The sequence below is a fragment of the Pseudomonas sp. AC532 genome (genome assembly GCF_979258965.1).
Genome location: NZ_OZ409888.1, coordinates 4919704 through 4945203 on the forward strand (window position 1 = coordinate 4919704; position 25500 = coordinate 4945203).

The following is a 25500-nucleotide window of genomic DNA, read 5'->3' on the forward strand; positions in this document are numbered from 1 at the left end:
CGTGATTCGCAAATTACTGTTCGTGCTCGAAATCACCGTGGTACTGGCCGGTCTTGCACTGGGCTTCGCCGCCTGGCAGCAGCACCGTGCCCTGGAGCAGCCGCTGGCGATCAGCGAAGAACGCCTGATCGAGGTACCTGCCGGTGCCACGCCCGGAGGCGTGCTCAACCGTCTCGAAGCCGAGGGCGTCATCGACGGCGCGCTTTGGCTGCGCCTGTACTGGCGTTTCAACCTGCAGGGCCAGCCCTTGCACAGCGGCGAGTATCGGCTGACGCCCGACCTGAGCGTGCGCGACATGCTCGACCTGTGGCGCCGTGGCGACGTGGTGCAATACAGCCTGACCCTGGTCGAAGGCTGGAGCTTCCGCCAGGTGCGTGCCGCGCTGGCGCGCCAGGACAAGCTGGAACTGACCCTCAGCGAGCTGAGCGATGACGAGATCATGGTCAGGCTGGGGCAGCCGGGCCTCAATCCCGAGGGCCGCTTCTTCCCGGACACCTACCGCTACGTACGCGGCATGAGCGATCTGGATCTGCTCAAACAGGCCCACAAGCGCCTGCAGGTGGTGCTCGACGAGGAATGGGCGAAGCGTTCCGAAGCGCTGCCGTACAAGAACCCCTACGAGGCGCTGATCATGGCCTCGCTGATCGAGAAGGAAACCGGGGTGCCCGAGGAGCGCGGCGAAATCGCTGGCGTGTTCGTGAGACGCCTGGCCATTGGCATGCGCCTGCAGACCGACCCGACGGTCATCTTCGGCCTCGGCGAGCGCTATGAGGGGCGAATCACCCGTGCCCACCTGCGCGAGCCGACGCCCTACAACACCTACACCATCGATGGCATGCCGCCAACGCCGATTGCCCTGGTCGGCCGCGAGGCGATTCATGCGGCGCTGCACCCGGTGCCAGGCAAGACGCTGTATTTCGTCGCGCGCGGTGATGGCAGTCACGTGTTTTCGGAAAGCCTCGACGAACACAACCGTGCTGTCCGTGAGTACCAGTTGAAGCGCCGGGCCGACTACCGGTCCAGCCCGGCGCCCATTCCCCAGAACAGTGATAGTGATAGTGATAAGGACAACCCGTGAGCGGCCTGTTTATTACCCTGGAAGGCCCCGAGGGCGCCGGCAAGAGCACCAATCGCGAGTACCTGGCGACGCTCCTGCGCGAGCAGGGGATCGACGTGCTGCTGACCCGCGAACCCGGTGGCACGCCGCTGGCCGAGCGGGTGCGCGAACTGCTGCTGGCCCCCAGTGACGAAGTCATGGCCAGCGATACCGAGCTGTTGCTGGTATTCGCCGCGCGTGCCCAACACCTTGCCCAGGTCATCATGCCGGCGCTGCAGCGCGGCGCCGTGGTGCTCTGTGATCGTTTCACCGACGCCACTTATGCCTACCAGGGCGGAGGCCGCGGCCTCGATGTCGAGCGCATCGCGCAACTGGAGCGCTTCGTGCAGGGCGCGTTGCGGCCCGATCTGACCCTGGTGTTCGACCTGCCGGTGGAAGTGGGCCTGGCCCGCGCGGCTGCCCGCGGTCGCCTGGATCGCTTCGAGCAGGAAGGCCGCGACTTCTTCGAGGCCGTGCGCGCCACCTACCTGCAGCGCGCCAGGGCGGAGCCGGCCCGCTACCGCATTGTTGATGCGGCGCAGGCGCTCGAGGCCGTACAGCGCGATCTGCATGCACTGCTGCCGCAACTGCTGGAGCTGCGGCGTGGTTGATGTCTATCCCTGGCAGACCGCGCTGTGGCAGCAACTCGCCGGGCGTACCCAGCATGCTCACGCCTATCTGCTCCACGGCCCTGCCGGCATCGGCAAGCGAGCCCTGGCCGAGCGCCTGATGGCGCTGCTGCTGTGCAAGTCTCCAGTGGCCCTGCAGCCCTGCGGGCAGTGCAAGTCATGTCACCTGCTGGCTGCCGGCAGTCACCCGGACAACTACGTGCTCGAACCGGAAGAGGCCGACAAGCCGATCAAGGTCGACCAGGTTCGGGCACTGGTCAACTTCGTGGTGCAGACCGCCCAGCTGGGCGGGCGCAAGGTGATCCTCGTCGAGCCGACCGAGGCGATGAACCTGAACGCCGCCAACGCGCTGCTCAAGAGTCTCGAAGAGCCTTCCGGCGACACCGTGCTGCTGCTGATCAGCCATCAGCCCAGCCGGTTGCTGCCGACCATCAAGAGTCGTTGCGTGCAGCAGGCTTGCCCGTTGCCGAGTGAGGCGGTGAGCCTGCAATGGCTGAGCGAGGCCTTGTCGGGTAGCAGCGAGCAGGAAATCCGCGAATTGCTGTACCTGGCAGCGGGCTCACCGCTGGCAGCCGTCAGGCTCCAGGCACAGGGCGTGCGCGAGCAGCGTGCGCTGGTGGTCGAGGGCGTGAAGAAGCTGCACAAGCAGCAGATTTCCGTTAGCCAGCTGGCCGAAAGCTGGAACGCCGTTCCCTTGCCGCTGCTGTTCGACTGGTTCTGCGACTGGGCGCAGTTGATCCTGCGTTATCAGCTGACCGAGGACGAGCAGGGCCTGGGGCCCACCGACATGAGCAAGGTCGTCCAGTACCTGGCGCAGAAAGCACCGCAGGGCAAGGTGCTGAATATCCAGGACTGGTTGCTGCAGCAGCGGCAGAAAGTCCTGGGCAAGGCCAACCTCAACCGTGTGCTGCTTCTCGAAGCCTTGCTGGTGCAGTGGGCAAGCCTGCCTGCGCCGGGCTAGAATCCGCCTACGCCACGACATCAGGAATCACGCATGAGCTTGCCACCGAATCTGGGGCCCCGTAACGGCATCTTGTCTCTGACCATCAAGGACAAGTCCGTGCTCTATGCCGCCTACATGCCCTTCATCAAGAATGGCGGCCTGTTCATTCCCACGAACAAGAGCTACAAGCTCGGTGATGAAGTGTTCATGCTCCTCAACCTGATGGACGAGCCGGAAAAGATCCCGGTCGCCGGCAAGGTCGTCTGGATCACGCCCAAGGGTGCCCAGGGCAATCGCGCCGCCGGTGTCGGCGTGCAGTTCAACGAAGGCGACAACACCGCGCGCAACAAGATCGAAACCTACCTGGCCGGCGCCCTCAAGTCCGATCGTCCCACCCACACGATGTAGCCGCAGGCCAGCGCCGCGAGCGAAAAGCCGGGTACCGCCTCGCTTGCGGTCTGCGCCTGCCGCGTGAGGTTTGCTTCATGCTCATAGATTCCCATTGCCACCTCGATCGCCTCGACCTGACCGCCCACGGTGGTTCACTGGACGAGGCGCTGGCCGCCGCGCGTGCCCGAGGTGTCGGCCATTTCCTGTGCATCGGCGTCAGTGCCGACAACGCAGCCACCGTTCGTGATCTGGCGCAGCGCTACGCCGACGTCAATTGCTCGGTGGGTATCCATCCACTCGACCTCGAACCGGGCAGCGCACCGGCGCTCGACTGGCTGCTTGGCGAGCTGGATCATCCCGGCGTGGTCGCCATCGGTGAAACCGGCCTGGACTACCACTACGAGCCGGAAGCGGCCGAGTTGCAGCAGGCCGCTTTTCGGCTGCACCTGCAGGCCGCGCAGATCACTGGCAAGCCGGTAATCGTGCACACCCGCCAAGCCCGTGCCGATACCCTGGCCCTGCTGCGCGAAGCCGACTTGCCGCAAGCCGGCGTGCTGCACTGCTTTACCGAAGACTGGGAAATGGCCAGGGCCGCACTGGATATCGGCTTCTACATTTCCCTGTCCGGCATCGTCACCTTCCGCAACGCTGATGCGCTGCGCGAAGTGGCTCGCCAGGTGCCGGCCGATCGCCTGCTGGTGGAAACCGACTCGCCCTACCTGGCGCCCATTCCGCACCGTGGCAAGCCGAACCTGCCGGAGTACGTACGTGACGTCGCCGAGTACCTGGCGGTGCTGCGAGGCGTGAGCTACGAGACGCTGGCGCAGCAGACCGGCGAGAACTTCAAGCGCCTGTTCCCCCTGGCGCGGGTTGGCTGATTAGCGTCGACGTGCTGACGGGCAATCGTCAGCGCGTTGCCAGGCCGATAGGCTGCTCGCCCGTGTGGCGCGGGCAAAAAAAACCCGGTTTCGGGGGAATCCGGGTCAAGACCATTAGGAGTCAAGCGAAGTGCGCGGTCCTCGGCACTCCGGCCGCCGCGACACTTGGGGGAATGCCGCAGCGGTACCTGAAGTATTGGTCATGTTCGGCAGGCGTCCATCCCCGGCGTTAAACGGATTTGGAATACTTCTTGCGCTGCTGAGTGCTCATTTGCTGGCGAGCTGGCGCAACACCCGCAGGGTGTGTTCGATCACGCGAGGCTGGGTATAGAAATGCGGTGACAGGCGAATACCGCCGCCACGCTGGGCGCAGATGATCTGCGCGCTCTTCAGGCGTTCGTGGAGCATCTGGTTTTCCCATCCGGCCAGGGCGAACGTGACGATGCCCGCGCGTTTTTGCCGGTCCCTGACGCTCAGCAACTGGGCGCCCTCGATACCCAGCAGGCCATCGAGAAGCCATTGCACGCGCTCGTGCAGCGCGTCTTCGACCTGCGCCATGCCAACCTCTTCGAGCAGCGACAGGCTGGCTTCCAGCGCCATGGCACCGAGCATGTTGGGGCTGCCACATTCGAAGCGCCGGGCACTGCGGGCCGGCTGCCAGTCATCGCGGTCGTAATCGCCGGCGTGCTCGAGCATGTGCCAGCCATATTCGTGCAGCGTCAGTTGCGCACGCAGGTCCGGGCGGCAATAGAACACCCCCAGGCCTTCCGGGCCGAGCAGCCACTTGTGGCCGTCGGCCATGGCGAAGGCGCAGCGGCTGCTCTGCACGTCCATACCCAGGGCGCCGAGCTGCTGGATGGCATCCACGCACAGCAGCACGCCGCGTTGTTCGCAGCCGACGCCCAGGCGCTGCAGATCCAGGCGCAGGCCGCTGGCGTACTGTACAGCGCTGATAGCCATCAGCCGGGTGCGTGAGGTGCAGGCGGCGAGCAGGGCAGCTTCGGCATCGCCATCGTGCAGGTTCACCTGTACCACCTCGACGCCCTGGGGGCGCAGCGCTTCCCAGACGATACGGTTGGAAGGAAACTCCTCGGTGCTGATGATGACCTGGTCGCCGGCGCGCCAATCCAGGCCGAAGGCCACGAACGACAGGGCTTCGGAAGTATTCTTGACCAGCGCGATGTCGGCACGTGACGAGGCGTTCAGCAGGCGCGCCAGGCGTTCGCGCAAGCGGCGTTCTGTTTCCAGCCATTGCGGGTAGTCACGCGCGCCGGTGCTGATGTTTTCCCGGGCGAAGCGCTCCACGGCCCGCGCCGTGCGGGCCGGCCAGGGGGCAACTGCCGCGTGGTTCAGGTAGTGAATATCGTCCGGCTGGGGAAACTCGTCGATGATGGCATTCATGAGCGTGTGATCCGTGCAATTTCGCGTTAGTTAGGCATAATAACGGACTTGAATTTTGACCTTGTCATATCCTCATGCAGAAAGAACCCCGCAAGATCCGTGAGTTTCGCCGCCGCGAGCAGGAAATACTTGATATCGCCCTCAAGCTCTTTCTCGAGCAGGGTGAGGACAGTGTTACCGTGGAGATGATCGCCGACGCCGTGGGTATCGGCAAAGGCACCATCTACAAGCATTTCAAGTCGAAGGCGGAAATCTACCTGCGGCTGATGCTCGACTACGAGCGTGATCTGAACGAGTTGCTGCATTCGTCCGACATAGACCGTGACAAGGAAGCGCTGTCGCGTGCCTATTTCGAGTTTCGCATGCGGGACCCGCAGCGCTACCGGCTCTTCGACCGGCTGGAAGAAAAGGTGGTCAAGGGCAATCAGGTGCCTGAGCTGGTCGAACAGCTGCACAGCATCCGCGCCTCCAACTTCGAGCGCCTCACCCAGTTGATCAAGGGCCGCATCGCCGAGGGCAAACTCGAAGACGTGCCGCCGTATTTCCACTACTGCGCTGCCTGGGCCCTGGTGCATGGCGCCGTGGCGCTCTATCACTCGCCGTTCTGGAGCAATGTGCTGGAGGATCAGGAAGGGTTCTTCCAGTTCCTGATGGACATCGGCGTGCGCATGGGCAACAAGCGTAAACGCGACAGCGAGACGCCTCCCGCCTGAGCCGCCGCCCAGGGGCTTGAGAGCCCGGGTGAGCCGGCTGGCGCGAAACCTGCTACAGGCAGTCATTCGCCGGTTTTCCGTCGCCGGTGTCGGGAGAGTTCACATGCGTAACCTGTTTGTCGTGGCCCTGTTGCTGAGCCTGGCCGGCTGCATGAATGTCAGCGACATGGCCGATGGTGCCACCTACCACCTGCGTGATGCCGGCGTGCTGGATCACAACACGATGCGGCGCTCGGCGTCCTGGCGGTTGCAGGCCGATTCCTTCATCTACATCGCTCAGGGACATTTCGCACCGAACGGCAAGCACGCCTATCCGCGGCCCAATGTGGTGGCCGAGGAAGCATTCCGTGGGTTCGTCGAGTACTTCCCCATGGTGCGCCGCGCAAGGGCGCCGGTCGGTCTCGATGACGCGCTGGGCGAGGCGCGCGCCGCTGGTGCGCATTACCTGCTGTACACCCGCTTCGCCTACGCCGACGACCGCATCGGCACCCTGGAGGAGTGGGAAGATCAGGAAGCCTTCGACCGGCTCGGCACCGATCGCAGCGTGCTGCAGCTGATGCTGATCGAAACCAACACTCGCTACCTGGTGGACACGGCGCGTATTCGCAGCCGCGGCGGATTCCTGACGTTTTATGATGCGCGCCCCGAAGAGCTGATCAGGGCACCACTCGAGGATTATGCGCGTAAACTTTTGGGCTTCAGTCGTTAACGGCCAGCTTCTCTCTGGAACTGGCCTTGGGAGGCGCAGTGAGCGAAACCGACAAGGCGGGTGACCTGCTGGCGCAGATCCCGCCGGCTGGCAGCAAGGGCATGCCGCCGGTGCACCAGTGGAATCCTGATTTCTGCGGCGATATCGACATGCGCATTGCGCGTGACGGCTCGTGGTACTACATGGGCACGCCGATCGGCAGGCCGGCCATGGTACGGCTGTTCTCGACCATCATTCGCCGCGATGGGGATGGCTATTTTCTGGTCACGCCCGTGGAGAAGGTGGGTATCACGGTTGATGACGCGCCGTTCGTGGCGGTTTCGGTACAGGCGACAGGGCAGGGCGAATCGCAGGTATTGCGCTTCGTCACCAATGTTGGCGATGAGGTCGAAGCAGGCAGTGAGCACCCCTTGCGTGTGGTGCTGGACGCGCAGACCCAGGAGCCGTCGCCCTATGTGCATATTCGCGCCAATCTGGAAGCGCTGATCCATCGCAACGTGTTCTATCAGTTGGTCGAGCTGGCGCAGCCCCGCGACATGGAAGGTCGGACCTGGCTGGGGGTGTGGAGCGGTGGGGTCTTTTTTCCCATAGGACCGCAGGAATAGCACTTGGCAAAAAGGCTCCCGAGGGAGCCTTTTTTGATGGTCACATGTTGGGGTAGTTGGGGCCGCCCGTGCCCTCCGGCGCTACCCAGGTGATGTTCTGAGCAGGATCCTTGATGTCGCAGGTCTTGCAGTGCACGCAGTTCTGCGCATTGATCTGGAAGCGCTTGCTGCCGTCGTCGTTGGCGACCACTTCATACACGCCGGCCGGGCAATAGCGCTGCGCTGGCTCGTCGTACAGCGGCAGGTTCTTGTCGATCGGAATGCTGGGGTCGGTCAGCTTTAGGTGGCAGGGCTGCTCCTCTTCATGGTTGGTGTTGGAGAGGAACACCGAGCTCAGCTTGTCGAAGCTGAGTTTGCCGTCCGGTTTCGGGTAGGCGATCTTCTTGCAGTCCGCCGCGAGCTTCAGGCAGGCGTAATCCGGTTTGTTGTCATGCAGGGTGAAGGGCAGCTTGCCGCCGAACAGGTTCTGGTCGACCCAGTTGATGCCGCCGCCAACCACGGCGCCGTACTTGTGAATCGCGGCGCCGAAATTACGGCTGCGCAACAGTTCGTCGTACAGCCAACTGGCCTTGAACGCGTCGACATAGTTGCGCAGTTCATCACCACCCTCACGACCCGCGGCCAGCGCTTCGGCGATGGCCTCGGCTGCCAGCATGCCGGACTTCATGGCGGTGTGGCTGCCCTTGATCTTGGCGAAGTTCAGGGTGCCGAGGTCGCAGCCGATCAGCGCGCCGCCCGGGAAGACCATTTTCGGCAGCGAGTTGAGGCCACCCTTGGCGATCGCGCGGGCGCCGTAGGAAACGCGCTTGCCGCCTTCCAGGTATTGCTTGAACACCGGGTGGTGCTTGAGGCGCTGGAATTCGTCGAACGGCGACAGGTGCGGGTTGGCGTAGGACAGATCGATGATCAGGCCGACCACCACCTGGTTGTTTTCCAGGTGATAAAGGAAGGAGCCACCGGTGTTCTCGGTGCCCATGATGTCCATCGGCCAACCGGCGGTGTGCACCACCAGGCCTTGCTGATGCTTGCTGGGGTCGATATCCCAGATTTCCTTGAGGCCGATGCCGTAGTGCTGGGCGTCGGCTTCGCTGTCGAGCTGGTACTTGCTGATCAACTGCTTGCCGATATGACCGCGGCAGCCTTCGGCGAACAGCGTGTACTTGGCGCGCAGCTCCATGCCGGGGGTGTAATAGCCTTCCTTCGGGTTGCCTTCGCGGTCGACGCCAAGGTCGCCGGTGACGATGCCGCGCACCACGCCGCTTTCATCGATCAGCGCCTGCTGAGCGGCGAAACCCGGGTAGATTTCCACGCCGAGGTTCTCGGCCTGCTGGGCCAGCCAGCGGCACAGATTGCCCAGGGAAATGATATAGTTGCCTTCGTTGTGCATGGTCTTGGGCACGAAGAAGCCCGGAACCTTGATGGCGCTCTCGGCATCCTTGAGTACATAGATGTCGTCGCCCTTGACCGGCGTATTGAGCGGCGCGCCCAGTTCCTTCCAGTCGGGGAACAGTTCATTCAGCGCACGGGGCTCGAAAACCGCGCCGGAGAGGATGTGAGCACCGACTTCGGAGCCTTTCTCGACCACGCAGACGCTGATTTCCTGGCCAGCCTCGGCGGCCTTCTGCTTCAGGCGGCAAGCGGCGGACAGACCGGCGGGGCCGGCGCCGACGATGACGACGTCGAACTCCATAAATTCGCGTTCCACGGGCTATCTCCTCATCAAGGCTCTCTAGTTTTTTATGGCGTGCCGGCATCCTTCCTGAGCCACGCTGGCGCAGTATATCGCCAGCCCGGATCAGGGCCAATACAAACGTTTGTTTGAATTTTCTGTAGGCCTGCTAGAATCCGGCTACAACACGAATGGCTCGCAGCCAGGGCGTATTGACCGAGCTAGGTGGTGCGGTCAAGATACGGGCGGTTTTGCGCTCGCCGTATGGCTGAAGGTCGCTCGCGTCCTGCTTGTCTGCATCACCCGCATGCTCGCTTCTGGCGACATTCCTATTCACCGGAGAGTAACGAGGAATCCATGAAGGTTCTTGTAGCTGTCAAACGAGTGGTCGATTACAACGTCAAGGTTCGCGTTAAACCGGACAACAGTGGCGTCGATCTTGCCAACGTCAAGATGTCGATGAACCCATTCTGTGAAATCGCCGTTGAAGAAGCCGTACGTCTGAAAGAAAAGGGCGTCGCCAGCGAGATCGTGGTCGTGTCGATCGGCCCGACCCAGGCGCAGGAGCAACTGCGTACCGCTCTGGCGCTGGGCGCCGACCGCGCCATCCTGGTCGAGTCCGCCGACGAGCTGAACTCCCTGGCGGTCGCCAAGTTGCTCAAGGCCGTGGTCGACAAGGAGCAGCCGCAGTTGGTAATCCTTGGCAAGCAGGCCATCGACAGTGACAACAACCAGACCGGCCAGATGCTCGCTGCGCTGACTGGTTATGCCCAGGGCACCTTCGCCTCCAAGGTCGAAGTCAGCGGCGACAAGGCCAATGTGACCCGTGAGATCGACGGCGGTCTGCAGACCGTTGCGCTGAACCTGCCGGCCATCGTCACCACCGACCTGCGCCTGAACGAGCCGCGCTACGCCTCGCTGCCGAACATCATGAAGGCCAAGAAGAAGCCGCTGGAAACCCTCACACCTGAGGCGCTGGGTGTATCCACGGCCTCCACCGTCAAGACCCTCAAGGTCGAAGCGCCTGCTGCACGCGGTGCGGGTATCAAGGTCAAGTCGGTTGCCGAACTGGTCGAGAAACTGAAAACCGAAGCGAAGGTGATCTAATGTCTATTCTGGTTATCGCTGAACACACCAATTCCGCGCTGGCGCCTGCGACCCTGAACACCGTCGCTGCCGCCCAGGCCATCGGTGGCGACATCCACGTGCTGGTCGCTGGCCAGAATGTCAGCGCTACCGCTGAGGCAGCTGCCAAGATTGCTGGCGTTGCCAAGGTCCTGGTTGCCGACAACGCCGCCTTCGCTCACCAGCTGCCGGAAAACGTCGCGCCGCTGGTGGCTGAGCTGGGCAAGGCGTACAGCCATGTGCTGGCTGCCGCTACCAGCAACGGCAAGAACATCCTGCCGCGCGTCGCTGCGCAGCTGGATGTCGACCAGATCTCCGAGATCGTTTCCGTGGAGAGCCCGGACACTTTCAAGCGCCCGATCTATGCGGGTAACGCTATCGCCACCGTGCAGTCTTCTGCTGCCGTGAAAGTGATCACCGTGCGTGCCACCGGCTTCGACCCCGTCGCCGCCGAAGGTGGCTCGGCTGCCATCGAAAACGTTTCGGCAGGCGGTGACGCCGGCAAGTCGGCTTTCGTTGGCGAAGAGCTGGCCAAGTCTGATCGTCCCGAGCTGACCGCAGCCAAGATCGTCGTTTCCGGCGGGCGTGGCATGCAGAACGGTGACAACTTCAAGCACCTGTACACCCTGGCCGACAAGCTCGGTGCAGCTGTCGGCGCGTCGCGCGCTGCGGTCGATGCCGGCTTCGTGCCGAACGACATGCAGGTCGGCCAGACCGGCAAGATCGTTGCGCCGCAGCTGTACATCGCAGTCGGCATCAGCGGTGCTATCCAGCATCTGGCTGGCATGAAGGATTCCAAGGTGATCGTTGCGATCAACAAGGACGAGGAGGCGCCGATCTTCCAGGTGGCCGACTACGGCTTGGTTGCGGACCTGTTCGAGGCCGTGCCGGAGCTCGAAAAGCTGGTCTGACCGCGTTTTGCAGCCGTGAAAAAACCCGCTGATAGCGGGTTTTTTCATGGGCGCGCCGCGCTTTCAGCGGGAGGCCGCCTCGCTTGCCGCGTCTGCCTTGCGTTGCCTCAGCGCCTGGAGAAATTGCAGGTAGTGCGCAGCGGTTTCTTCCGGGCGCTCGAGCATCGGCGCGTGGCCGCAGCCTTTCATGATCACCACGCTGGCATCGGCGAGCAGCGGTTTCATCACCTCGATGCTGGATACGTCGAGGATGCGGTCCTGGTCGCCCCAGAGCAGCAGGGTGGGTGCGCTGATTCGCGGCAGCTCGGGCTCCAGTGGCAGATAGCGCTGCTGCAGGTGTTCGAACACCTCGCGCTGGTGCGTGTTGTCATCCACCGCTCGCTGTGCCAGGTACTGGTGGATGCGCTCGGGCAATTGTGGGGGCGCGACGAACAGCCAGTCGAGCAGGCGATCGAATTGCGGAGTGCTGCCTACCAGCAGGGGGTTGTCGCCGTGCTCGTCCAGGCGCTGGAAAAACGCACTGCGCTGCGGCGCGCTGACGCCGGCATTGGCCATCAGCGCCAGGCTGGTGACCTGCTCGGGGTAGCGGGCCGCGTAAAGCGCCGCGATGTGCCCGCCCATGGAATGCCCGACCAGGTGCATGCGCCTGATGGCCAAGGCCTCGGTGAAGCCGGCCAGGCGTTCGGCCTGGGTACCGACGTCATAGCTGCCGTGGGGGCGAGCGCTGGCGCCGAAGCCGGGCAGGTCGACAGCGATCACGTGGTAGCGCTCGGTAAGGCCTCGCGCGAACCACAGCCAGGTGCTTTTGTCGGCGCCGAAACCGTGCACCAGCACGATGGTTTCGGCCTCTTGCGGGCCACCCTCGTGGTAGCGGATATCCAGGTCGTTGACGCTGATGCTGCGTTCATTCAATCCGGCGCGCCATTGTTCGATGGCCTGGTAACCCGCCAGTTGCGCAGCCGGCGAGAAGTACAGCAGCGCTCCAGTAGCGACCGCCAGGAAGGCGACGAGGGTGAGAATCAATTTCTTCATGCGGCCTGTTATCGCTGATTATCCAGGTGGTATGAGCTAGCATGTCATGAATCATTGGCCGGTGGATCGCTGGCCGCTACCTGAATCGAGAGAGCGACCATGCATGAGCGAGGTTTAATCAGGTCGAGTCTGCTGGTGCTCGTCGGCTTGCTGGTGGCGAGCAGCCTCCAGGCTGCCGGCAAATGCGAGCGCCTGGTGGCCACTGGCAATCCTGAATACCCCCCTTACCTGTGGCGTGACCCGCAGAACCCTGGGCAACTGATTGGCGCCACCGTGGACCTGCTCAAGATGGTGTCCGAGGAACTGGGCGTCGGTATCGAGGTGGTCTACGCCGGCCCCTGGTCGCGGGCGCAGGAGGATGTACGAACCGGGCGTATCGATATGCTTGCAGGTGCCTTTCTGACCGTCTCGCGCCTGGACAGCATGGACTTCATCCACCCGGCCTTCCTGTCCACGCCGAGCGTGGTCTGGGTTCGCAAAGGCAGCGATTTTCCCTACACCGGCTGGGCCGACCTGCAGGGACGCACCGGCGATACGCTGGTCAACAACAGCTTCGGGCAGACGTTCGACGCTTATGCCAGGGATAACCTGACGCTGGAAGGCGTGTCCAGTCTGACCCAGGCGTTCCAGAAGCTGATGCTCGGCCGCACCGACTACGTGCTCTACGAACGCTACCCCGGGCAGGCCCTGGCATCCACGCTGGGCCTGCAGGAGGATTTGCAGGTGCTCGACCCGCCGGTCTCCAGTGAGGGGCTGCATCTTGCGCTGTCGCACAATTCTGCCTGCAACGATCCGTGGCTGCGCGGACAGCTGGCCAAAAAAATGACAGAATTCACCGCCGCCGGCCTGCCGCAAACCCTTCTGCAGCGCAACCTGTTGCGCTGGAAGGACCAGCAGCCGCAGCCGGCCGCCAGTGTTTCGAATCAGTAGGACGTAACCGTGATCTATCGATATACCGGCGCCGTTCTGGCGTTGCTGTTGTTGCAGGGCTGCGCCAGCGACCCCGCGCCCACCGAGCAGATGCGCCTGACCGAACAGGTGGTCGAGCAGGCTCGCACCGTGGCGGCTGGCGAAACCATTGCCGAACTGACTCAGGCCGAACAGAAGCTTGCCCTGGCGCGCACGGCCATGGCCGAGGAGGCCTACCGTGATGCGCGCATCCAGGCCGAGCAGGCCGAACTCGATGCGCGCCTGGCCGAGGCGCGCGTGCTGGGCCTGCGTAGCCAGGCCCAACTGGTGGAGTTGAACCGCCATATCGGTCGCTTGCGTGACCAGCTCGGAGCCATGCCATGAGTGCTGCACGCCTTGGCGCTGCGGCGCTGATGGGGCTGTGCCTGGCAGGTTGTGCCGGGCTCGATGATCAACACAGCACCGCGCTGGAGGCTGCGCGCAGCAGTTTCCAGTCGGTCAAGGAAGATCCGCTGGTGTTGCGCAGCGCGCCCAAGGATGTGATCCGCGCAGGCGAGTCCCTTGGCCGCGCTGAGCGCCTGGCCGGCTACTGGGGCAGCGCCGACGACGTGGCTCACTACGCCTACCTGAGCCAGCGCTACAGCGAGATTGCCCGCGAACACGGCCAGCTTGCCCTGGGCCAGGAGCGCGCCGCGCGGCTGGAGCTCGAGCGCCAGCGCCTGCAACTGGCGCTGCGCGAGGCCAAGTTGATCAGCGTGCAGGAACAGAACGCCTGGCTTGAAGAGCAGATCGTCAGCCTGGCCACCGCGCAGACCGATCGCGGCCTGGTGATGACCCTCGGTGACGTGCTGTTCGATGCGGGCGAGGCGCGCCTCAAGCCCAGCGCCAATCGCACCGTGCTGAAACTGGTGCAGTTTCTGCAGCTCAATCCGCGGCGTATCGTGCGTATCGAGGGCTACAGCGACAGCAGCGGCAAGCGCGAAGATAACGTGGCGCTGTCCAGGGCGCGCGCGCAAACGGTCGCCGATGCACTGATCGACCTGGGTATCGATGCCAAGCGCGTCGAGGTGCAGGGCTTCGGTGAAAGCTTCCCGGTGGCCGAAAATGCCTCGGCCAAGGGGCGTGCGCAAAACCGCCGGGTCGAAATTCTCTTTTCCGACGAGCAGGGGCGGCTGGGCGCTACCCGCTAAGGCGGGGGGCGCCGTCTCTGCGCACAGTCACGCGCGTCCTTGCGGGGTATCGCAGCGCCGCGCATGACCGCCTCACATCATGTTCGGGCGGACGAACGGCTGTATCGTCCTGATAATCCCGATCTGTACCGGTACAGCGTGCGCTGTGTGGGCTACTGTTGTGGTTCAGTACCGGGACGAAGCGGCCATGACCAATCTGTTGCTCTATCAGCGTATCGCTCAGCAGCTTGCCGACGATATTCGGCGTGGCGTTTATCAACCCGGTGAGCGGGTGCCGTCGGTTCGCAAGATGAGCGCCCAGCTTAGTGTGAGTCACGCAACGGTGCTCCAGGCCTATGCCAACCTGGAAGACCTCGGGCTGATCCGCGCGCGGCCGCAGTCAGGCTTCTATGTGCACCAGACGCCTGCGCTGACCGCCGACACGCCGGACATTGCCCGAGTCGAGCGGCCCGGGCTGGTCACGCGCAGCAGCATCATCAACCAGGTGTTGGGTGAAGCCCGCCGCGAGGGGGTGTTTCCGCTCGGCGCCGCGGTGCCTCATGTCGACTACTTGCCGGTGCGTGCCCTGCACCAGCAGTTGGCCAAGGTCACCCGCTTTCAGAGCCCGCGTGCCTTCAGCTACATGTTCAGCCCGGGGTTCGAGCCGCTGCGCCGTCAGGTGGCGATCCGTATGCGCGATGCCGGGGTGCTGGTCGATCCCTCGGACGTGGTGATCACCCATGGCTGTGTGGACGCGCTGCAGATGAGCCTGCGCGTGCTGACCCGCCCTGGCGACCTGATCGCCACCGAGTCGCCGACCTATTACGGCTTGCTGCAGCTGGCCGATCTGCTTGGCCTGAAGGTCATCGAGATTCCCAGCGATCCGACTACCGGCATCAGTGTCGAGGCACTGCAACTGGCTGCCAGCCAGTGGCCGATCAAGGCGCTGGTACTCGCCGCGCGCTTGAGCAATCCGTTGGGCGGCACGATTCCCGAGGCGCGCCAGAAGCAATTGCTGCGCCTGGCCAGCGACTTCGATATCCAGATCATCGAAGACGATATCTACGGTGAGCTGATGTTCGAGCAGGGCCGCACCAAGGCGCTCAAGGCCGGTGATCTGGACGGGCGCGTGGTGTACTGCTCGAGCTTTTCCAAAACCCTGTCGCCGGGTGTACGGATCGGCTGGATCATCGCCGGCAAGTATCACGACGAAGTCCAGCGGCTGCAGATGTTCACCACCCATTCGGCCTGCAGCGTCACTCAGATGGCTGTGGCCGCGTACCTGGAGAATGGCGGCTACGACCGTCATCTGCGGCACATTCGTCAGGAATACCGCAAGAATCTCAGCGCCTTTCAGCTGGCAGTGCAGCAGTATTTTCCGGAGGGCACGCAGATCACCCGGCCCAATGGCGGTTTCATCCTTTGGGTCAGCCTGCCGGCGCGTGTGAATACCAAGGACCTGCACGTCAGCGCCCTGCAGCAGGGCATCAGCATCGCTCCGGGGTTGATCTTCAGCAACACGGAGCAGTTCAACCATTGCGTGCGGCTCAACTGCGGCATCCCGTGGAACCGTGAGGCAGAGCGCGCGTTGATGACCCTGGGTATGCTGGCCACTCAGCTCTGCCAGGAAGCCTCGACCAGCGGGTTCTGATTAACCCGAATCGCGGCGTGCTTGCGTCTACTGGGTCGAAGCGCTGTTTCGAACCCAGGAGAAGCACCATGAAGAGGATTGCCCAACCGTTGTTGTGCGGCATATCACTGCTGCTCGGCGCCTGCAGCGCCAGCCACGATGACCCCACCGATTCGTCGCCTGCACTGCAGCGAACGCCTGCTGCAGCCGAAGTCACGGCACTCCAGGCGCCGGTGAGTCCGGCGCCGATGATGACGCGTATGGCCGTGCCGGTGGCCAGCGAATACACCTATGCAGCCGGGGTCGATATGAACCGCGAGCAGTACCGGCGCCTGGCCGCCAACCCGGTGCACTCGGTGGCTGAGGCACCGGTGTCGACCTTCAGTATCGATGTCGACACCGGCAGCTACGCCAACGTGCGGCGCTTGCTCAACGAAGGGCGATTGCCGCCGACCGAGGCGGTGCGCCTTGAGGAACTGGTCAATTACTTTCCATACGGGTATGCCCCGCCGCGCGATAACGTGCCATTCGGTGTTGCCAGCGAATTGGCGGTTACCCCCTGGAACCCGGAGAGCCGCCTGCTGCGCATCGCCATCAAGGCCGCCGACCGGCAGGTGGCCGAGTTGCCGGCAGCCAATCTGGTGTTTCTGGTCGACGTGTCCGGCTCGATGGACCGCCCTGACGGCCTGCCGCTGGTGCAGGGCACCCTGAAACTGCTGGTCGAGCAGTTGCGCGCCCAGGACCGGGTGTCGCTGGTGGTCTACGCGGGCGATTCCAGCGTCGTGCTGGAACCCACCGCCGGCTCGCAGAAGGCGCAATTGAGAGCGGCCATCGAGCATTTGCAGGCGGGCGGCTCGACAGCAGGGGAGTCGGGCATCCAGCTCGCCTATCAGCAGGCGCAGAAGGGCTTCATTCGCCATGGCATCAACCGCATCCTGCTGGCCACCGATGGCGACTTCAATGTCGGCATCAGCGATTTCGATAGCCTCAAGGCACTCGCCGCCGACAAGCGCAAGACCGGCATTTCGCTGACCACCCTGGGCTTTGGAACCGGCAATTACAACGAGACGTTGATGGAGCAATTGGCCGACGCCGGGGACGGCAATTACGCCTACATCGATAACCTGCGCGAGGCGCGCAAGGTGCTGGTCGAGCAGCTCGGTTCGACCCTGGCCACGGTCGCCCGGGATGTGAAGGTTCAGGTCGAGTTCAATCCTGCGCAGGTCAGCGAGTACCGTCTGCTCGGCTACGAGAACCGTGCCTTGCGCCGCGAGGACTTCAACAATGACCAGGTCGATGCCGGCGACATCGGCGCCGGGCACAGCGTGACCGCGCTCTATGAGATCGTCCCGGTCGGCAGCCGCGGGTGGCTGGAGCCGCTGCGCTATCACCATGCCGGCCCGGCTGCAGGGGGCGAGGGTGAGCTGGCGTGGCTGCGCATCCGCTACAAGGCCCCCGAGCGGAACCACAGCCGCCTGCTGGAAACGGCCATCCAGGCGCCTCTTCAGGTGGCGCCCATCGCCGAGGCCAGCGAAGACCTGCGTTTCGCGGCATCGGTGGCCGCCTTCGCTCAGCAACTGAATGGCAGCCGCTACACCGGCCGCTTCGGCTGGGCCGACACCCTGGCGCTGGCACGCGGTAGCCGTGGCGATGATCCCTTCGGCTTGCGCAGCGAGTTCGTGCAACTGGTGGAACTGGCGCAAAGCCTGCAAACTGGCGACTCCCGTGTCGACCGAGTCGAGTGAGTGACCGCCAACCCGCCCAGTGCCACCGAGCCCAGCGATGCCGACTTGTTGCGTCGCTACCGGGCTGGCGATGCCGCTGCCTTCACGCATCTTTACCAGCGGCATCGGCTCGGTCTGTTTCGATTTCTGCTCGGTTTGTGCGGCGACCACACGGTCGCTGAAGAGGTGTTTCAGGACACCTGGATGAGCCTGATTCGCAGCGAGTCGCTGCAACGCGAAGCGGCCGTGCTGTTCAGGACCTGGCTGTACCAGATCGCCCGCAACCGGCTGATCGATCACTGGCGCAGGCACGGCAAGCGCCAACAGCGCGAAGAGCTGTTCGACGAGCAGTTGCATGATCAGCCCAGCGCCGCATCGGACCCCGAGCGACAGCTCAGCCTGACCCAGGATGAGGCGCGTATACAGGCGGCGCTCGAAGGCCTGCCAGCCGAGCAGCGCGAAGTCTTTCTGTTGCGCGCCCATGGCGAGTTGCAGGTACACGAGATCGCCGAACTGACCCACACGCCGGCAGAAACCGTGAAAAGCCGCCTGCGCTATGCACTGCAGAAGCTGCGTCGCTTGCTCAGCGTGGCTGACGAGGTATCACCATGAACGATCATCCGCACGATCGCGAACAAGACGACGAGCCGCTGCTGCAGCACGTCCGGCAGCACCAAAGTGCGCGGCCATCCCCGGCAGTGGATGCGCGAATACTGGCCGCTGCCGATGGTGCCAAGCGGGTTCGCGGGCCCAGCCAGCACAGCATCTGGCAACGCTTGCGCAACGGCATGGGTGGCGCCTCGGGAGGCAGGCGCTGGTCGGCTGCACTGGGCTGTGTCGCCTTACTCGGGCTGGGTCTTGGTCTTACGCTGAGAACACTCGACCAGGTGCCGACCGGCTATGACGCACCCCCCGCGAGGCTGCCACATCCGCCCTCCGCGCCGATGGCGTTGCAGGCGCCGCCCAGCCCGGCAGAGGGTGCGGTGATGGCCGAGGCTGCCGAGGCGCCGCGAGTCATGGCACGCATGGCGGCCAAGACGGCGCCTCTGTCCGGGGAACTACGGGTGGCTCTGCGCGCCATCGCCGACTTGCAGGCGCGAGGCGAGGGCGAGGAGGCCGCGCGACATATCGCGCGGCTCAAGGCCGAGCATCCTGGGCTGAACATCGAAGCCGAGCTGGGACGCTTGGGTGAACGCTAAGGTATGGAGGGCGCGACGGGCGGCACTGCCATTCGGCAGTCCGGCTGGTGTTATTCCCCAGGCGTTTTAGAATGAATTTTTAGCCGCGACCGCGTGAACTGCCCGATGACCTCCATGCGTTACCTATTGCCCTTGCTCGTAGCACTGCTGTTAGGCGCCTGTGGCGCCGAAGAGCAGGGCGATGAGACGCCGCGTCAGAACAGCGAGCCGGCAGTGGTCACCACCGAACCTGCTCACAAGCCAGCCGAGGCAGCGGTCCAGGCGCCGATCGAGGCGCCCGCACCGGCAGCGCCGCCGGCGGCGGAACAGGAAAAACCGGCACCGGTCGCGCCCAAAAAGGCCGCAGAGCGCGCCAAGAGCGAGAAAAAGCCGCAGAAAGTGGTGCAGACGCCGCCCAGAACCAAGTTGGATCTGAGCCTGCCACCCGAATTGGCTGCCCAGCTCGATGCCGAAGATCGAGCGGCCGAAGATGGTCTGGCGCCCATACTCCCGGCCTTTTTCGAAGAAAAGAAAATCGCACCGGACCCTTTCCAGCTCAGCGGCAAGCTACTGACCGGTGAAACCGGTACCGAATTTTCCAATTCGGTCGAAGGCGCCGAGCTGCATTTCGAGTTTCGCCGCTGAGGGTGCGGTTCAGCGCGCCTCGGTCGTGTATGGGCCGAACGGCTCAGCCCAGGCGCAGCGGGTAGCTCAGCAGGGTGAAATGCAGCAGGTTGACCAGGCCGTGCAGGGCTATCGCCACGCTCAGCTTGCCGCTGTAGTGAAAGGCCAGCCCATAGCCAGCGCCGGCGAGGGTCGCCACCACTGCAAACATCGGACTGAACGGAATATGCGCGGCGCCGAACAGCAGGGCGCCACAGGCAATGCCCGGCCGGGTGCCAAGCCAGCCGACCAGCCGCGGCTGTAGCATGCCGCGAAACAGCAATTCTTCCGCCAGCACCGCCACTCCCAGGTTGATGAGCAGCCAGGGCCAGAGCATGTCCGGCCATTTCGGCTGCCAGCCCACCACCCCCAGCGCCAGCGCCAGGCCGGGCACCGCCACCAGGGTGAGCACGCACACCGCCATCGTCTGCAGCGGGCCGGCCGCCGGCCGCGGCTGCCGGCCCAGCCACCAGGCGAGCAGGGTGCAGCCCACCAATAGCTTGTCCCACGACAGGCGCAGCGCATAGGGCGGCGCATCCTCACTGATGCGTGTGGCGCTGGCCAACACCCAGGGTTCGAAACCGGGCAACTGGTGCGCAGCCAAAAGCAGGCTGGTGGTGATCACCAGGCCATACCAGACCGGCTCGGGCAGGCGCAGCGGCGCCAGTACCAGCGCGATGAACAGGCAGGCGCAAAGCAGCCCCACCGGTTCGATGAAGCCCAGGCTGGTACCGGCAGCGACAGGGAGCAGGGGCAACAGAAATCTGCACGAGTGAAACATTGCGCCTCCTTAGGGCAGGCGCAGTTTACAAGGTGCCGACGCGATCAGCGATCTTGCGCGTCCTTGGCATCCTGCTCGATATTGCGGTCATGGATGCGTTTCAGCTGTTCTTCGCTCAGCGGCAGTTTCTTCGCCGTATCGCGCAGCATGAACAGGCCTCCGACGATGGAGCCGATCGCCACAATCAGGATCAACCAGGCATACCAGGGCATGTGCGACTCCTTCCGGGAAATGGTGAGCCTTCAGGTGATCGGCTCTGCACAGAAGACCGTTTGTCGGTCGGCTTCGTTCAGGTTAAAGCGGCCGAGGCCTGGAGCGACACGCCAGCCGATAACGGTGAGCCAGGGGCCTGGCCCACCGCCATCGAGGGGTATCAGCGGCGTACCTGCTTCAGGGTTTCGGCGATCATGAACGCCAGTTCCAGGGACTGGTCAGCGTTCATGCGCGGATCGCAGTGGGTGTGGTAACGGTCCGACAGGCCGGCCTCGGTAATCGGTTTGGCACCGCCAATGCACTCGGTCACGTCCTGGCCGGTCATTTCGATATGAATACCACCCGCATAGGTTCCTTCGGCATGGTGCACGGCGAAGAACTGCCGCACCTCTGCCAGAATTTGCGCGAAGTCACGGGTCTTGTAGCCACTGGACGCCTTGATGGTGTTGCCGTGCATGGGGTCGCTGCTCCAGAGCACCTGGCGGCCCTCGCGCTGCACGGTACGGATCAGGCGCGGCAGGCCTGCCTCGACCTTGTCTGCGCCCATGCGCACGATCAGGTTGAGGCGGCCCGGCTCGTTGTCCGGGTTGAGGATGTCGATCAAGCGGATCAGGTCCTCGTCGGTCATGCTCGGGCCGACCTTCACGCCGATCGGGTTGCCCACGCCACGCAGAAACTCGACATGGGCGCCGTCCACCTGGCGGGTGCGGTCGCCGATCCACAGCATGTGCGCCGAGCAGTCGTAGAAGCCGCCGGTAAGGCTGTCGCGCCGCACGAAGGCTTCTTCGTAGTTGAGCAGCAGGGCTTCATGAGCGGTGAAGAAGCTGGTTTCGCGAACCTGGGCGGCGCTGTCCATGCCGCAGGCGCGCATGAAGGCCAGGGTCTCGTCGATGCGGTCAGCCAGTTGGTGATACTTCTGCGCCAGCGCCGAATTGGCGATGAAATCCAGGTTCCACTGATGCACCTGATGCAGGTCGGCGAAGCCGCCCTGGGCGAAGGCGCGCAGCAGGTTCAGCGAGGCCGTGGACTGGTGGTAGGCCTGCAGCAGGCGCTGTGGATCAGGCGCACGGCTGGCCGCATCGAAGCCGATACCGTTGACGATGTCGCCGCGGTAGGCGGGCAGGGTGACGCCGTCGATGGTTTCGTCATTGGCAGAGCGCGGTTTGGCGAACTGGCCGGCCATGCGGCCGACCTTGACCACCGGGCAGCCGGCCGCAAAGGTCATGACGATGGCCATCTGCAGCAGTACCTTGAAGGTGTCGCGGATTTTCGCGGCACTGAACTCGGCGAAGCTCTCCGCGCAGTCACCGCCCTGCAGCAAGAACGCGCGGCCCTGGGTCACCTCGGCAAACTGCTTGCGCAGCTCTCGCGCCTCGCCGGCGAACACCAGTGGCGGAAAGCTGGCCAGGGTCTGCTCGACCTGGCTCAGGCGCGCGGCATCCGGATAGACAGGTTGCTGCTCGATGGGCTGATTTCTCCAGCTATCGGGGCTCCAGGGCTGACTCATGGCGGCATCTCTTGTTGTCGATCAGTCATGGTAACCGATCGCCAGGTGCAACACGGCATGCCGGTTCGCGCCGTGAGCGGGCATTTAGCGCGTGACCTGAGTGCGCCGCATCATCGACAATCGACACCAGCCCGGCCTGCGCCGGGGAACGCGATGGTGGAGATCTGCGCATGCCTGGCCTACCCCCGGTGGAGGACATGAAGGACGAAGTGGTATTGGCCGAGGTGCACGATGCCTTTGGCGTGATCCGTGTGGTGGAGATCGGCGAGTACCGGTTTCTCGAATTTGGCGAGTCGGTCGAGCAGAGCTGCGTGTTCACCGCTGACCCCAGTTGGCTGGAGTACGACTACACCCGCGCCATGTTCGTCGGCGCGTTGTGCCACGAGGCGCCGGAAACCGCGCTGTTTCTCGGCCTCGGTGCCGGCAACCTGACCCAGGCCTGCCTGAGGTTCCTGCCGCTCGAGGATGTCGAGACCATCGAGCTGCGCCCCGACGTTCCGCGTCTGGCCATGGAATACCTGGGCCTGGAGGATGATCCGCGGCTGACCATGCGCATTGGTGATGCCATGGATCTGCTGCCCAGCGCCGAAACCGCCGACCTGATCTTCGTCGATCTGTATACCGATACCGGACCCGGCGTAGGCCATCTGGCCTGGCGTTTTCTCGACGATTGCCGCGCCAAGCTCAATCCCGGTGGCTGGCTGGTCATCAACCAGTGGGCCAGCGAAGACGGCAAGCCGCTGGGTGCCGCGCTCCTGCGCGGGCTCTACCACCGCCATTACTGGGAATGCCCGGTGGTGGAGGGCAATGTGGTGGTGCTGGTGCCTGCCGAGCTGGACCAGCAATTCGACCGCGAAGCGGTCAGTCGTCGTGCCAAAGACCTGCAGGCGCAGCTGGGCTATTCGCTGCAGCCATTGATCGATGCGGTGCGCCTGGCCAGCTGAGCCAGGAATTAAACCGTCGAGGCAGGGTCTTTCCATGGCTGCCTGGTTTTCACGTGGCGGGCTCACCCGTTCGTGATCGCCAGCAGCCAGGAACCATCGACACGGAGCCACAGCATGAGCGAGCACGACCTATGCGCGGTGTACCGCGCCTACATCGATTGCCTGAACCGCCGGGACTGGACGCGCCTGGGGGATTTCGTGCATGACGATGTGGTTCATAACGGTCGGCGTCTGGGCCTGTCCGGATACCGCGAGATGCTTGAACGTGATTTTCTGGACATCCCCGACCTGCACTTCAATATCCGCCTGCTGACGTGCGACGAGTCGATAATCGCCAGCCGCCTGGATTTCCATTGCGCACCCAAGGGCCGCTTTCTCGACCTGCCGGTCAATGGCCGCAAGGTGTCGTTCAGCGAGAACGTCTTCTATGCCTTTCGCGATGGCAGGATCGGCGAAGTCTGGTCGGTCGTCGACAAGGCGGCTATCGAGGCGCAATTGCTCGGCAGAGCCTGACTGCAACGCCTATGCTGGGGCTGCGGCACAACGTCGCGCAGGGTGTTTTACCTCGCACCGAGGGGGCTTTTTCGTTCGAAAAACCACACATGAACCTGTTAATCCGGTATAGTGCGCGCCGGCCAATTCATGGCCACGTTCAAGTAGTGCAACTCGCCCGGAAGCTATTTTCGGCAGCCAGTCCGCCAAGCGGGCTATCTTGACGATTCATTATCACCACGTTTTCGCAAATCCCCGCCGACATGGCTGCCAGGGTGACCCACAAGGTCCTACATGGCATGTGCAGCTTTGGAACATGGGTCTTTGCGGATGCACTAGAGGCAGACCCATGACCCAGGAAACCGGCGGCTTCGCCGCACTCGGCCTTCACGCCAATATTCTCTCCGCCCTGACCGCCGTCGGCTACGAAGAGCCTTCGCCCATCCAGTACCAGGCCATTCCGGTAATTCTCTCTGGCCAGGACATTATCGGCCAGGCCCAGACCGGCACCGGCAAGACCGCAGCGTTCGCGTTGCCGATCCTGTCGAAAATCGACCCGGCCAAGCGCGAACCGCAGGCACTGATTCTGGCGCCGACTCGCGAGCTGGCCCTGCAGGTCGCCACCGCGTTCGAAACCTACTCCAAGCAGATGCCTGGCCTCAACGTGGTCGCCGTCTACGGCGGCGCGCCGATGGGCCCGCAGCTGAAAGCCATTCGCCAGGGCGCACAAGTCATCGTCGCCACCCCGGGCCGCCTGGTCGACCACCTGCGTCGCGACGAAAAAGTGCTGTCGACCATCCAGTACCTGGTGCTCGACGAAGCGGACGAGATGCTCAAGCTGGGCTTCATGGATGACCTTGAAGTGATCTTCGAAGCCATGCCGAAGAGCCGCCAGAGCGTGCTGTTCTCCGCGACCCTGCCGCACTCGATCCGTGCCATCGCCGAGAAGCACCTGCGTGACCCGCAGCACATCAAGATCGCCACCAAAACGCAGACCGTCTCGCGTATCGAGCAGGCGCATCTGATGATCCACGCCGATCAGAAGACCAACGCCGTGCTGCGTCTGCTGGAAGTCGAAGAGTTCGACGCGCTGATCGCATTCGTGCGTACCAAGCAGGCCACCCTGGATCTGGCCGCTGCGCTGGAAGCCAAGGGCTACAAGGCTGCCGCCCTGAACGGTGACATTGCCCAGAACCAGCGCGAGCGCGTGATCGAGTCGCTCAAGGATGGCCGTCTGGACATCGTCGTCGCCACCGACGTCGCTGCCCGTGGTATCGACGTGCCGCGTATCACCCACGTATTCAACGTCGACATGCCGTACGACCCCGAGTCTTACGTGCACCGTATCGGCCGTACTGGCCGTGCCGGTCGCGATGGTCGTGCGCTGCTGCTGGTCACGCCGCGTGAGCGCCGCATGCTGCAGGTGATCGAGCGCGTCACTGGCCAGAAGGTTGGCGAGGTCAAGCTGCCCAACGCCCAGCAGGTTCTCGATGCGCGCATCAAGAAGCTGACCAACAGCCTGGCGCCACTGGTTGCCGATGCCGAAGCCAGCCACGGTGAGCTGCTCGACCGCCTGACCGCCGATATCGGCTGCACCCCGCGTGCCCTGGCTGCTGCGTTGCTGAAGAAGGCCACCAATGGCCAGCCGCTGGATCTGGCCAGCGTCGAGCGCGAACAACCGCTGGTGCCAGGCGCTGGTGGTGCTCCGCGTGAGCGCCGTGAAGGCGAGCGTAGCAGTGAACGTTCTTCCGAGCGTGGCGAGCTGCGCGAGCGCCGCGCGCCGATGCCGCTGGGTGAAGGTCGCGCACGCTGCCGTACCGCGCTGGGCGCGCGTGATGGCATCGCTGCCAAGAACCTGCTGGGCGCCATCCTCAACGAAGGTGGCCTGGCCCGTGAAGCCATCGGCCGCATCCAGATCCGCGAAAGCTTCAGCCTCGTGGAATTGCCGGAAGATGGCCTCGAGCGCCTGCTGAGCAAGCTCAAGGACACCCGCGTTGCCGGTAAGCCGCTGAAACTGCGCCGTTATCGCGAAGACTGATCCGCGGTGCTTTAACACTCGGGGGAGCCATTGGCTCCCCCGAGTCGTTTCCGGGCCGCAACAAATGTCCGGTTAGCCTGCGCGAGCCACAACAGCCGCTAGGACGATCCCGCCCGCGGCTCTACAATCGGCCGTCCTCGTTCGTGTGATG

The 25500-nt window shown here is 63.9% G+C and carries 27 protein-coding genes; 21 read left to right on the plus strand and 6 right to left on the minus strand.

Annotated features, from left to right (window positions below; translation table 11 throughout):
* Window position 1 precedes the first annotated feature (1 nt).
* From mltG to ACZ0AV_RS22915, 5 genes are all read left to right on the plus strand, one after another.
* The gene (mltG, locus tag ACZ0AV_RS22895) at window positions 2-1078 is read left to right on the plus strand and encodes an endolytic transglycosylase MltG (RefSeq protein ID WP_499153134.1); all 1077 of its coding nucleotides are present in this window, start codon (window positions 2-4) and stop codon (window positions 1076-1078) included.
* Window positions 1075-1707, plus strand: coding sequence for a dTMP kinase (tmk, locus tag ACZ0AV_RS22900; protein ID WP_499153135.1), 633 nt, complete (start codon window positions 1075-1077; stop codon window positions 1705-1707). The genes mltG and tmk overlap by 4 nt, the downstream gene beginning before the upstream one ends.
* Window positions 1700-2686, plus strand: coding sequence for a DNA polymerase III subunit delta' (locus tag ACZ0AV_RS22905; RefSeq protein ID WP_499153136.1), 987 nt, complete (start codon window positions 1700-1702; stop codon window positions 2684-2686). Before tmk ends, ACZ0AV_RS22905 begins: the two co-directional genes overlap by 8 nt.
* A gap of 33 nt (window positions 2687-2719) precedes the next feature.
* Window positions 2720-3076, plus strand: coding sequence for a PilZ domain-containing protein (locus ACZ0AV_RS22910; RefSeq protein WP_042556691.1), 357 nt, complete (start codon window positions 2720-2722; stop codon window positions 3074-3076).
* A gap of 77 nt (window positions 3077-3153) precedes the next feature.
* Window positions 3154-3936, plus strand: a complete 783-nt coding sequence (locus ACZ0AV_RS22915) for a TatD family hydrolase (RefSeq protein WP_499153137.1) — start codon at window positions 3154-3156, stop codon at window positions 3934-3936.
* A gap of 267 nt (window positions 3937-4203) precedes the next feature.
* Here ACZ0AV_RS22915 and ACZ0AV_RS22920 read toward each other — a convergent pair whose 3' ends face one another.
* Window positions 4204-5337 carry an aminotransferase class V-fold PLP-dependent enzyme gene (locus ACZ0AV_RS22920; RefSeq protein WP_499153138.1) on the minus strand — a complete coding sequence of 378 codons (1134 nt, stop codon included), beginning with the start codon at window positions 5335-5337 and terminating at the stop codon, window positions 4204-4206.
* Window positions 5338-5411: 74 nt separating this feature from the next.
* On the opposite strand from ACZ0AV_RS22920, the gene ACZ0AV_RS22925 reads away from it, so the two are divergent.
* From ACZ0AV_RS22925 to ACZ0AV_RS22935, 3 genes are all read left to right on the plus strand, one after another.
* Complete coding sequence (locus tag ACZ0AV_RS22925; protein ID WP_027906448.1) at window positions 5412-6050, plus strand: TetR/AcrR family transcriptional regulator; 639 nt, start codon at window positions 5412-5414, stop codon at window positions 6048-6050.
* 103 nt (window positions 6051-6153) lie between these two features.
* Window positions 6154-6759 (plus strand): DUF4823 domain-containing protein, encoded by a 606-nt coding sequence (locus ACZ0AV_RS22930; RefSeq protein ID WP_499153139.1) that lies wholly within the window; start codon window positions 6154-6156, stop codon window positions 6757-6759.
* Between the two features lie 38 nt (window positions 6760-6797).
* Window positions 6798-7364, plus strand: a complete 567-nt coding sequence (locus tag ACZ0AV_RS22935) for a DUF1285 domain-containing protein (protein ID WP_499153140.1) — start codon at window positions 6798-6800, stop codon at window positions 7362-7364.
* A 40-nt stretch (window positions 7365-7404) separates the two neighbouring features.
* On the opposite strand, the gene ACZ0AV_RS22940 is transcribed toward ACZ0AV_RS22935, so the two are convergent.
* Entirely contained in the window at window positions 7405-9069 is a 1665-nt protein-coding gene (locus ACZ0AV_RS22940) for an electron transfer flavoprotein-ubiquinone oxidoreductase (protein WP_499153141.1), read from the minus strand.
* Between the two features lie 321 nt (window positions 9070-9390).
* On the opposite strand from ACZ0AV_RS22940, the gene ACZ0AV_RS22945 reads away from it, so the two are divergent.
* The gene (locus ACZ0AV_RS22945) at window positions 9391-10140 is read left to right on the plus strand and encodes an electron transfer flavoprotein subunit beta/FixA family protein (protein ID WP_499153142.1); all 750 of its coding nucleotides are present in this window, start codon (window positions 9391-9393) and stop codon (window positions 10138-10140) included.
* Window positions 10140-11069, plus strand: coding sequence for an electron transfer flavoprotein subunit alpha/FixB family protein (locus ACZ0AV_RS22950; protein ID WP_499153143.1), 930 nt, complete (start codon window positions 10140-10142; stop codon window positions 11067-11069). Before ACZ0AV_RS22945 ends, ACZ0AV_RS22950 begins: the two co-directional genes overlap by 1 nt.
* A gap of 63 nt (window positions 11070-11132) precedes the next feature.
* On the opposite strand, the gene ACZ0AV_RS22955 is transcribed toward ACZ0AV_RS22950, so the two are convergent.
* On the minus strand, window positions 11133-12101 hold the full coding sequence (locus ACZ0AV_RS22955) for an alpha/beta fold hydrolase (RefSeq protein ID WP_499153144.1): 969 nt from the start codon (window positions 12099-12101) through the stop codon (window positions 11133-11135).
* Between the two features lie 99 nt (window positions 12102-12200).
* On the opposite strand from ACZ0AV_RS22955, the gene ACZ0AV_RS22960 reads away from it, so the two are divergent.
* The 8 genes from ACZ0AV_RS22960 to ACZ0AV_RS22995 all read left to right on the plus strand — a co-directional run bounded on the left by ACZ0AV_RS22960 (window position 12201) and on the right by ACZ0AV_RS22995 (window position 19356).
* Window positions 12201-13031, plus strand: coding sequence for a substrate-binding periplasmic protein (locus tag ACZ0AV_RS22960; protein WP_499153145.1), 831 nt, complete (start codon window positions 12201-12203; stop codon window positions 13029-13031).
* A gap of 90 nt (window positions 13032-13121) precedes the next feature.
* A complete protein-coding gene (locus ACZ0AV_RS22965) occupies window positions 13122-13394 on the plus strand; it encodes a DUF4398 domain-containing protein (RefSeq protein ID WP_499153437.1) in 273 nt (90 codons plus the stop codon).
* The gene (locus ACZ0AV_RS22970) at window positions 13391-14200 is read left to right on the plus strand and encodes an OmpA family protein (protein ID WP_499153146.1); all 810 of its coding nucleotides are present in this window, start codon (window positions 13391-13393) and stop codon (window positions 14198-14200) included. The genes ACZ0AV_RS22965 and ACZ0AV_RS22970 overlap by 4 nt, the downstream gene beginning before the upstream one ends.
* A gap of 187 nt (window positions 14201-14387) precedes the next feature.
* Complete coding sequence (locus ACZ0AV_RS22975; RefSeq protein WP_499153147.1) at window positions 14388-15830, plus strand: aminotransferase-like domain-containing protein; 1443 nt, start codon at window positions 14388-14390, stop codon at window positions 15828-15830.
* Between the two features lie 68 nt (window positions 15831-15898).
* The gene (locus ACZ0AV_RS22980; protein ID WP_499153148.1) at window positions 15899-17554 is read left to right on the plus strand and encodes a YfbK domain-containing protein; all 1656 of its coding nucleotides are present in this window, start codon (window positions 15899-15901) and stop codon (window positions 17552-17554) included.
* Entirely contained in the window at window positions 17555-18145 is a 591-nt protein-coding gene (locus ACZ0AV_RS22985; protein WP_499153149.1) for an RNA polymerase sigma factor, read from the plus strand. It abuts the gene before it with no gap.
* Window positions 18142-18732: a hypothetical protein gene (locus tag ACZ0AV_RS22990; RefSeq protein WP_499153150.1), complete on the plus strand. Its 591-nt coding sequence runs from the start codon at window positions 18142-18144 to the stop codon at window positions 18730-18732. Before ACZ0AV_RS22985 ends, ACZ0AV_RS22990 begins: the two co-directional genes overlap by 4 nt.
* A gap of 114 nt (window positions 18733-18846) precedes the next feature.
* Entirely contained in the window at window positions 18847-19356 is a 510-nt protein-coding gene (locus tag ACZ0AV_RS22995) for a hypothetical protein (RefSeq protein ID WP_499153151.1), read from the plus strand.
* Between the two features lie 43 nt (window positions 19357-19399).
* Here ACZ0AV_RS22995 and ACZ0AV_RS23000 read toward each other — a convergent pair whose 3' ends face one another.
* The 3 genes from ACZ0AV_RS23000 to ACZ0AV_RS23010 form a co-directional block, all read right to left on the minus strand.
* Entirely contained in the window at window positions 19400-20155 is a 756-nt protein-coding gene (locus ACZ0AV_RS23000) for a CPBP family intramembrane glutamic endopeptidase (RefSeq protein WP_499153152.1), read from the minus strand.
* Window positions 20156-20199: 44 nt separating this feature from the next.
* Window positions 20200-20367 carry a DUF2897 family protein gene (locus ACZ0AV_RS23005; RefSeq protein ID WP_499153153.1) on the minus strand — a complete coding sequence of 56 codons (168 nt, stop codon included), beginning with the start codon at window positions 20365-20367 and terminating at the stop codon, window positions 20200-20202.
* A 161-nt stretch (window positions 20368-20528) separates the two neighbouring features.
* The gene (locus tag ACZ0AV_RS23010) at window positions 20529-21875 is read right to left on the minus strand and encodes a class II 3-deoxy-7-phosphoheptulonate synthase (RefSeq protein ID WP_499153154.1); all 1347 of its coding nucleotides are present in this window, start codon (window positions 21873-21875) and stop codon (window positions 20529-20531) included.
* Window positions 21876-22072: 197 nt separating this feature from the next.
* On the opposite strand from ACZ0AV_RS23010, the gene ACZ0AV_RS23015 reads away from it, so the two are divergent.
* The 3 genes from ACZ0AV_RS23015 (at window position 22073) to ACZ0AV_RS23025 (ending at window position 25349) form a co-directional block, all read left to right on the plus strand.
* Window positions 22073-22819 carry a spermidine synthase gene (locus ACZ0AV_RS23015; protein WP_499153438.1) on the plus strand — a complete coding sequence of 249 codons (747 nt, stop codon included), beginning with the start codon at window positions 22073-22075 and terminating at the stop codon, window positions 22817-22819.
* Between the two features lie 114 nt (window positions 22820-22933).
* On the plus strand, window positions 22934-23332 hold the full coding sequence (locus ACZ0AV_RS23020; protein ID WP_499153155.1) for an ester cyclase: 399 nt from the start codon (window positions 22934-22936) through the stop codon (window positions 23330-23332).
* Window positions 23333-23660: 328 nt separating this feature from the next.
* The gene (locus tag ACZ0AV_RS23025) at window positions 23661-25349 is read left to right on the plus strand and encodes a DEAD/DEAH box helicase (protein WP_499153156.1); all 1689 of its coding nucleotides are present in this window, start codon (window positions 23661-23663) and stop codon (window positions 25347-25349) included.
* The last annotated feature ends 151 nt before the right edge of the window (window positions 25350-25500 follow it).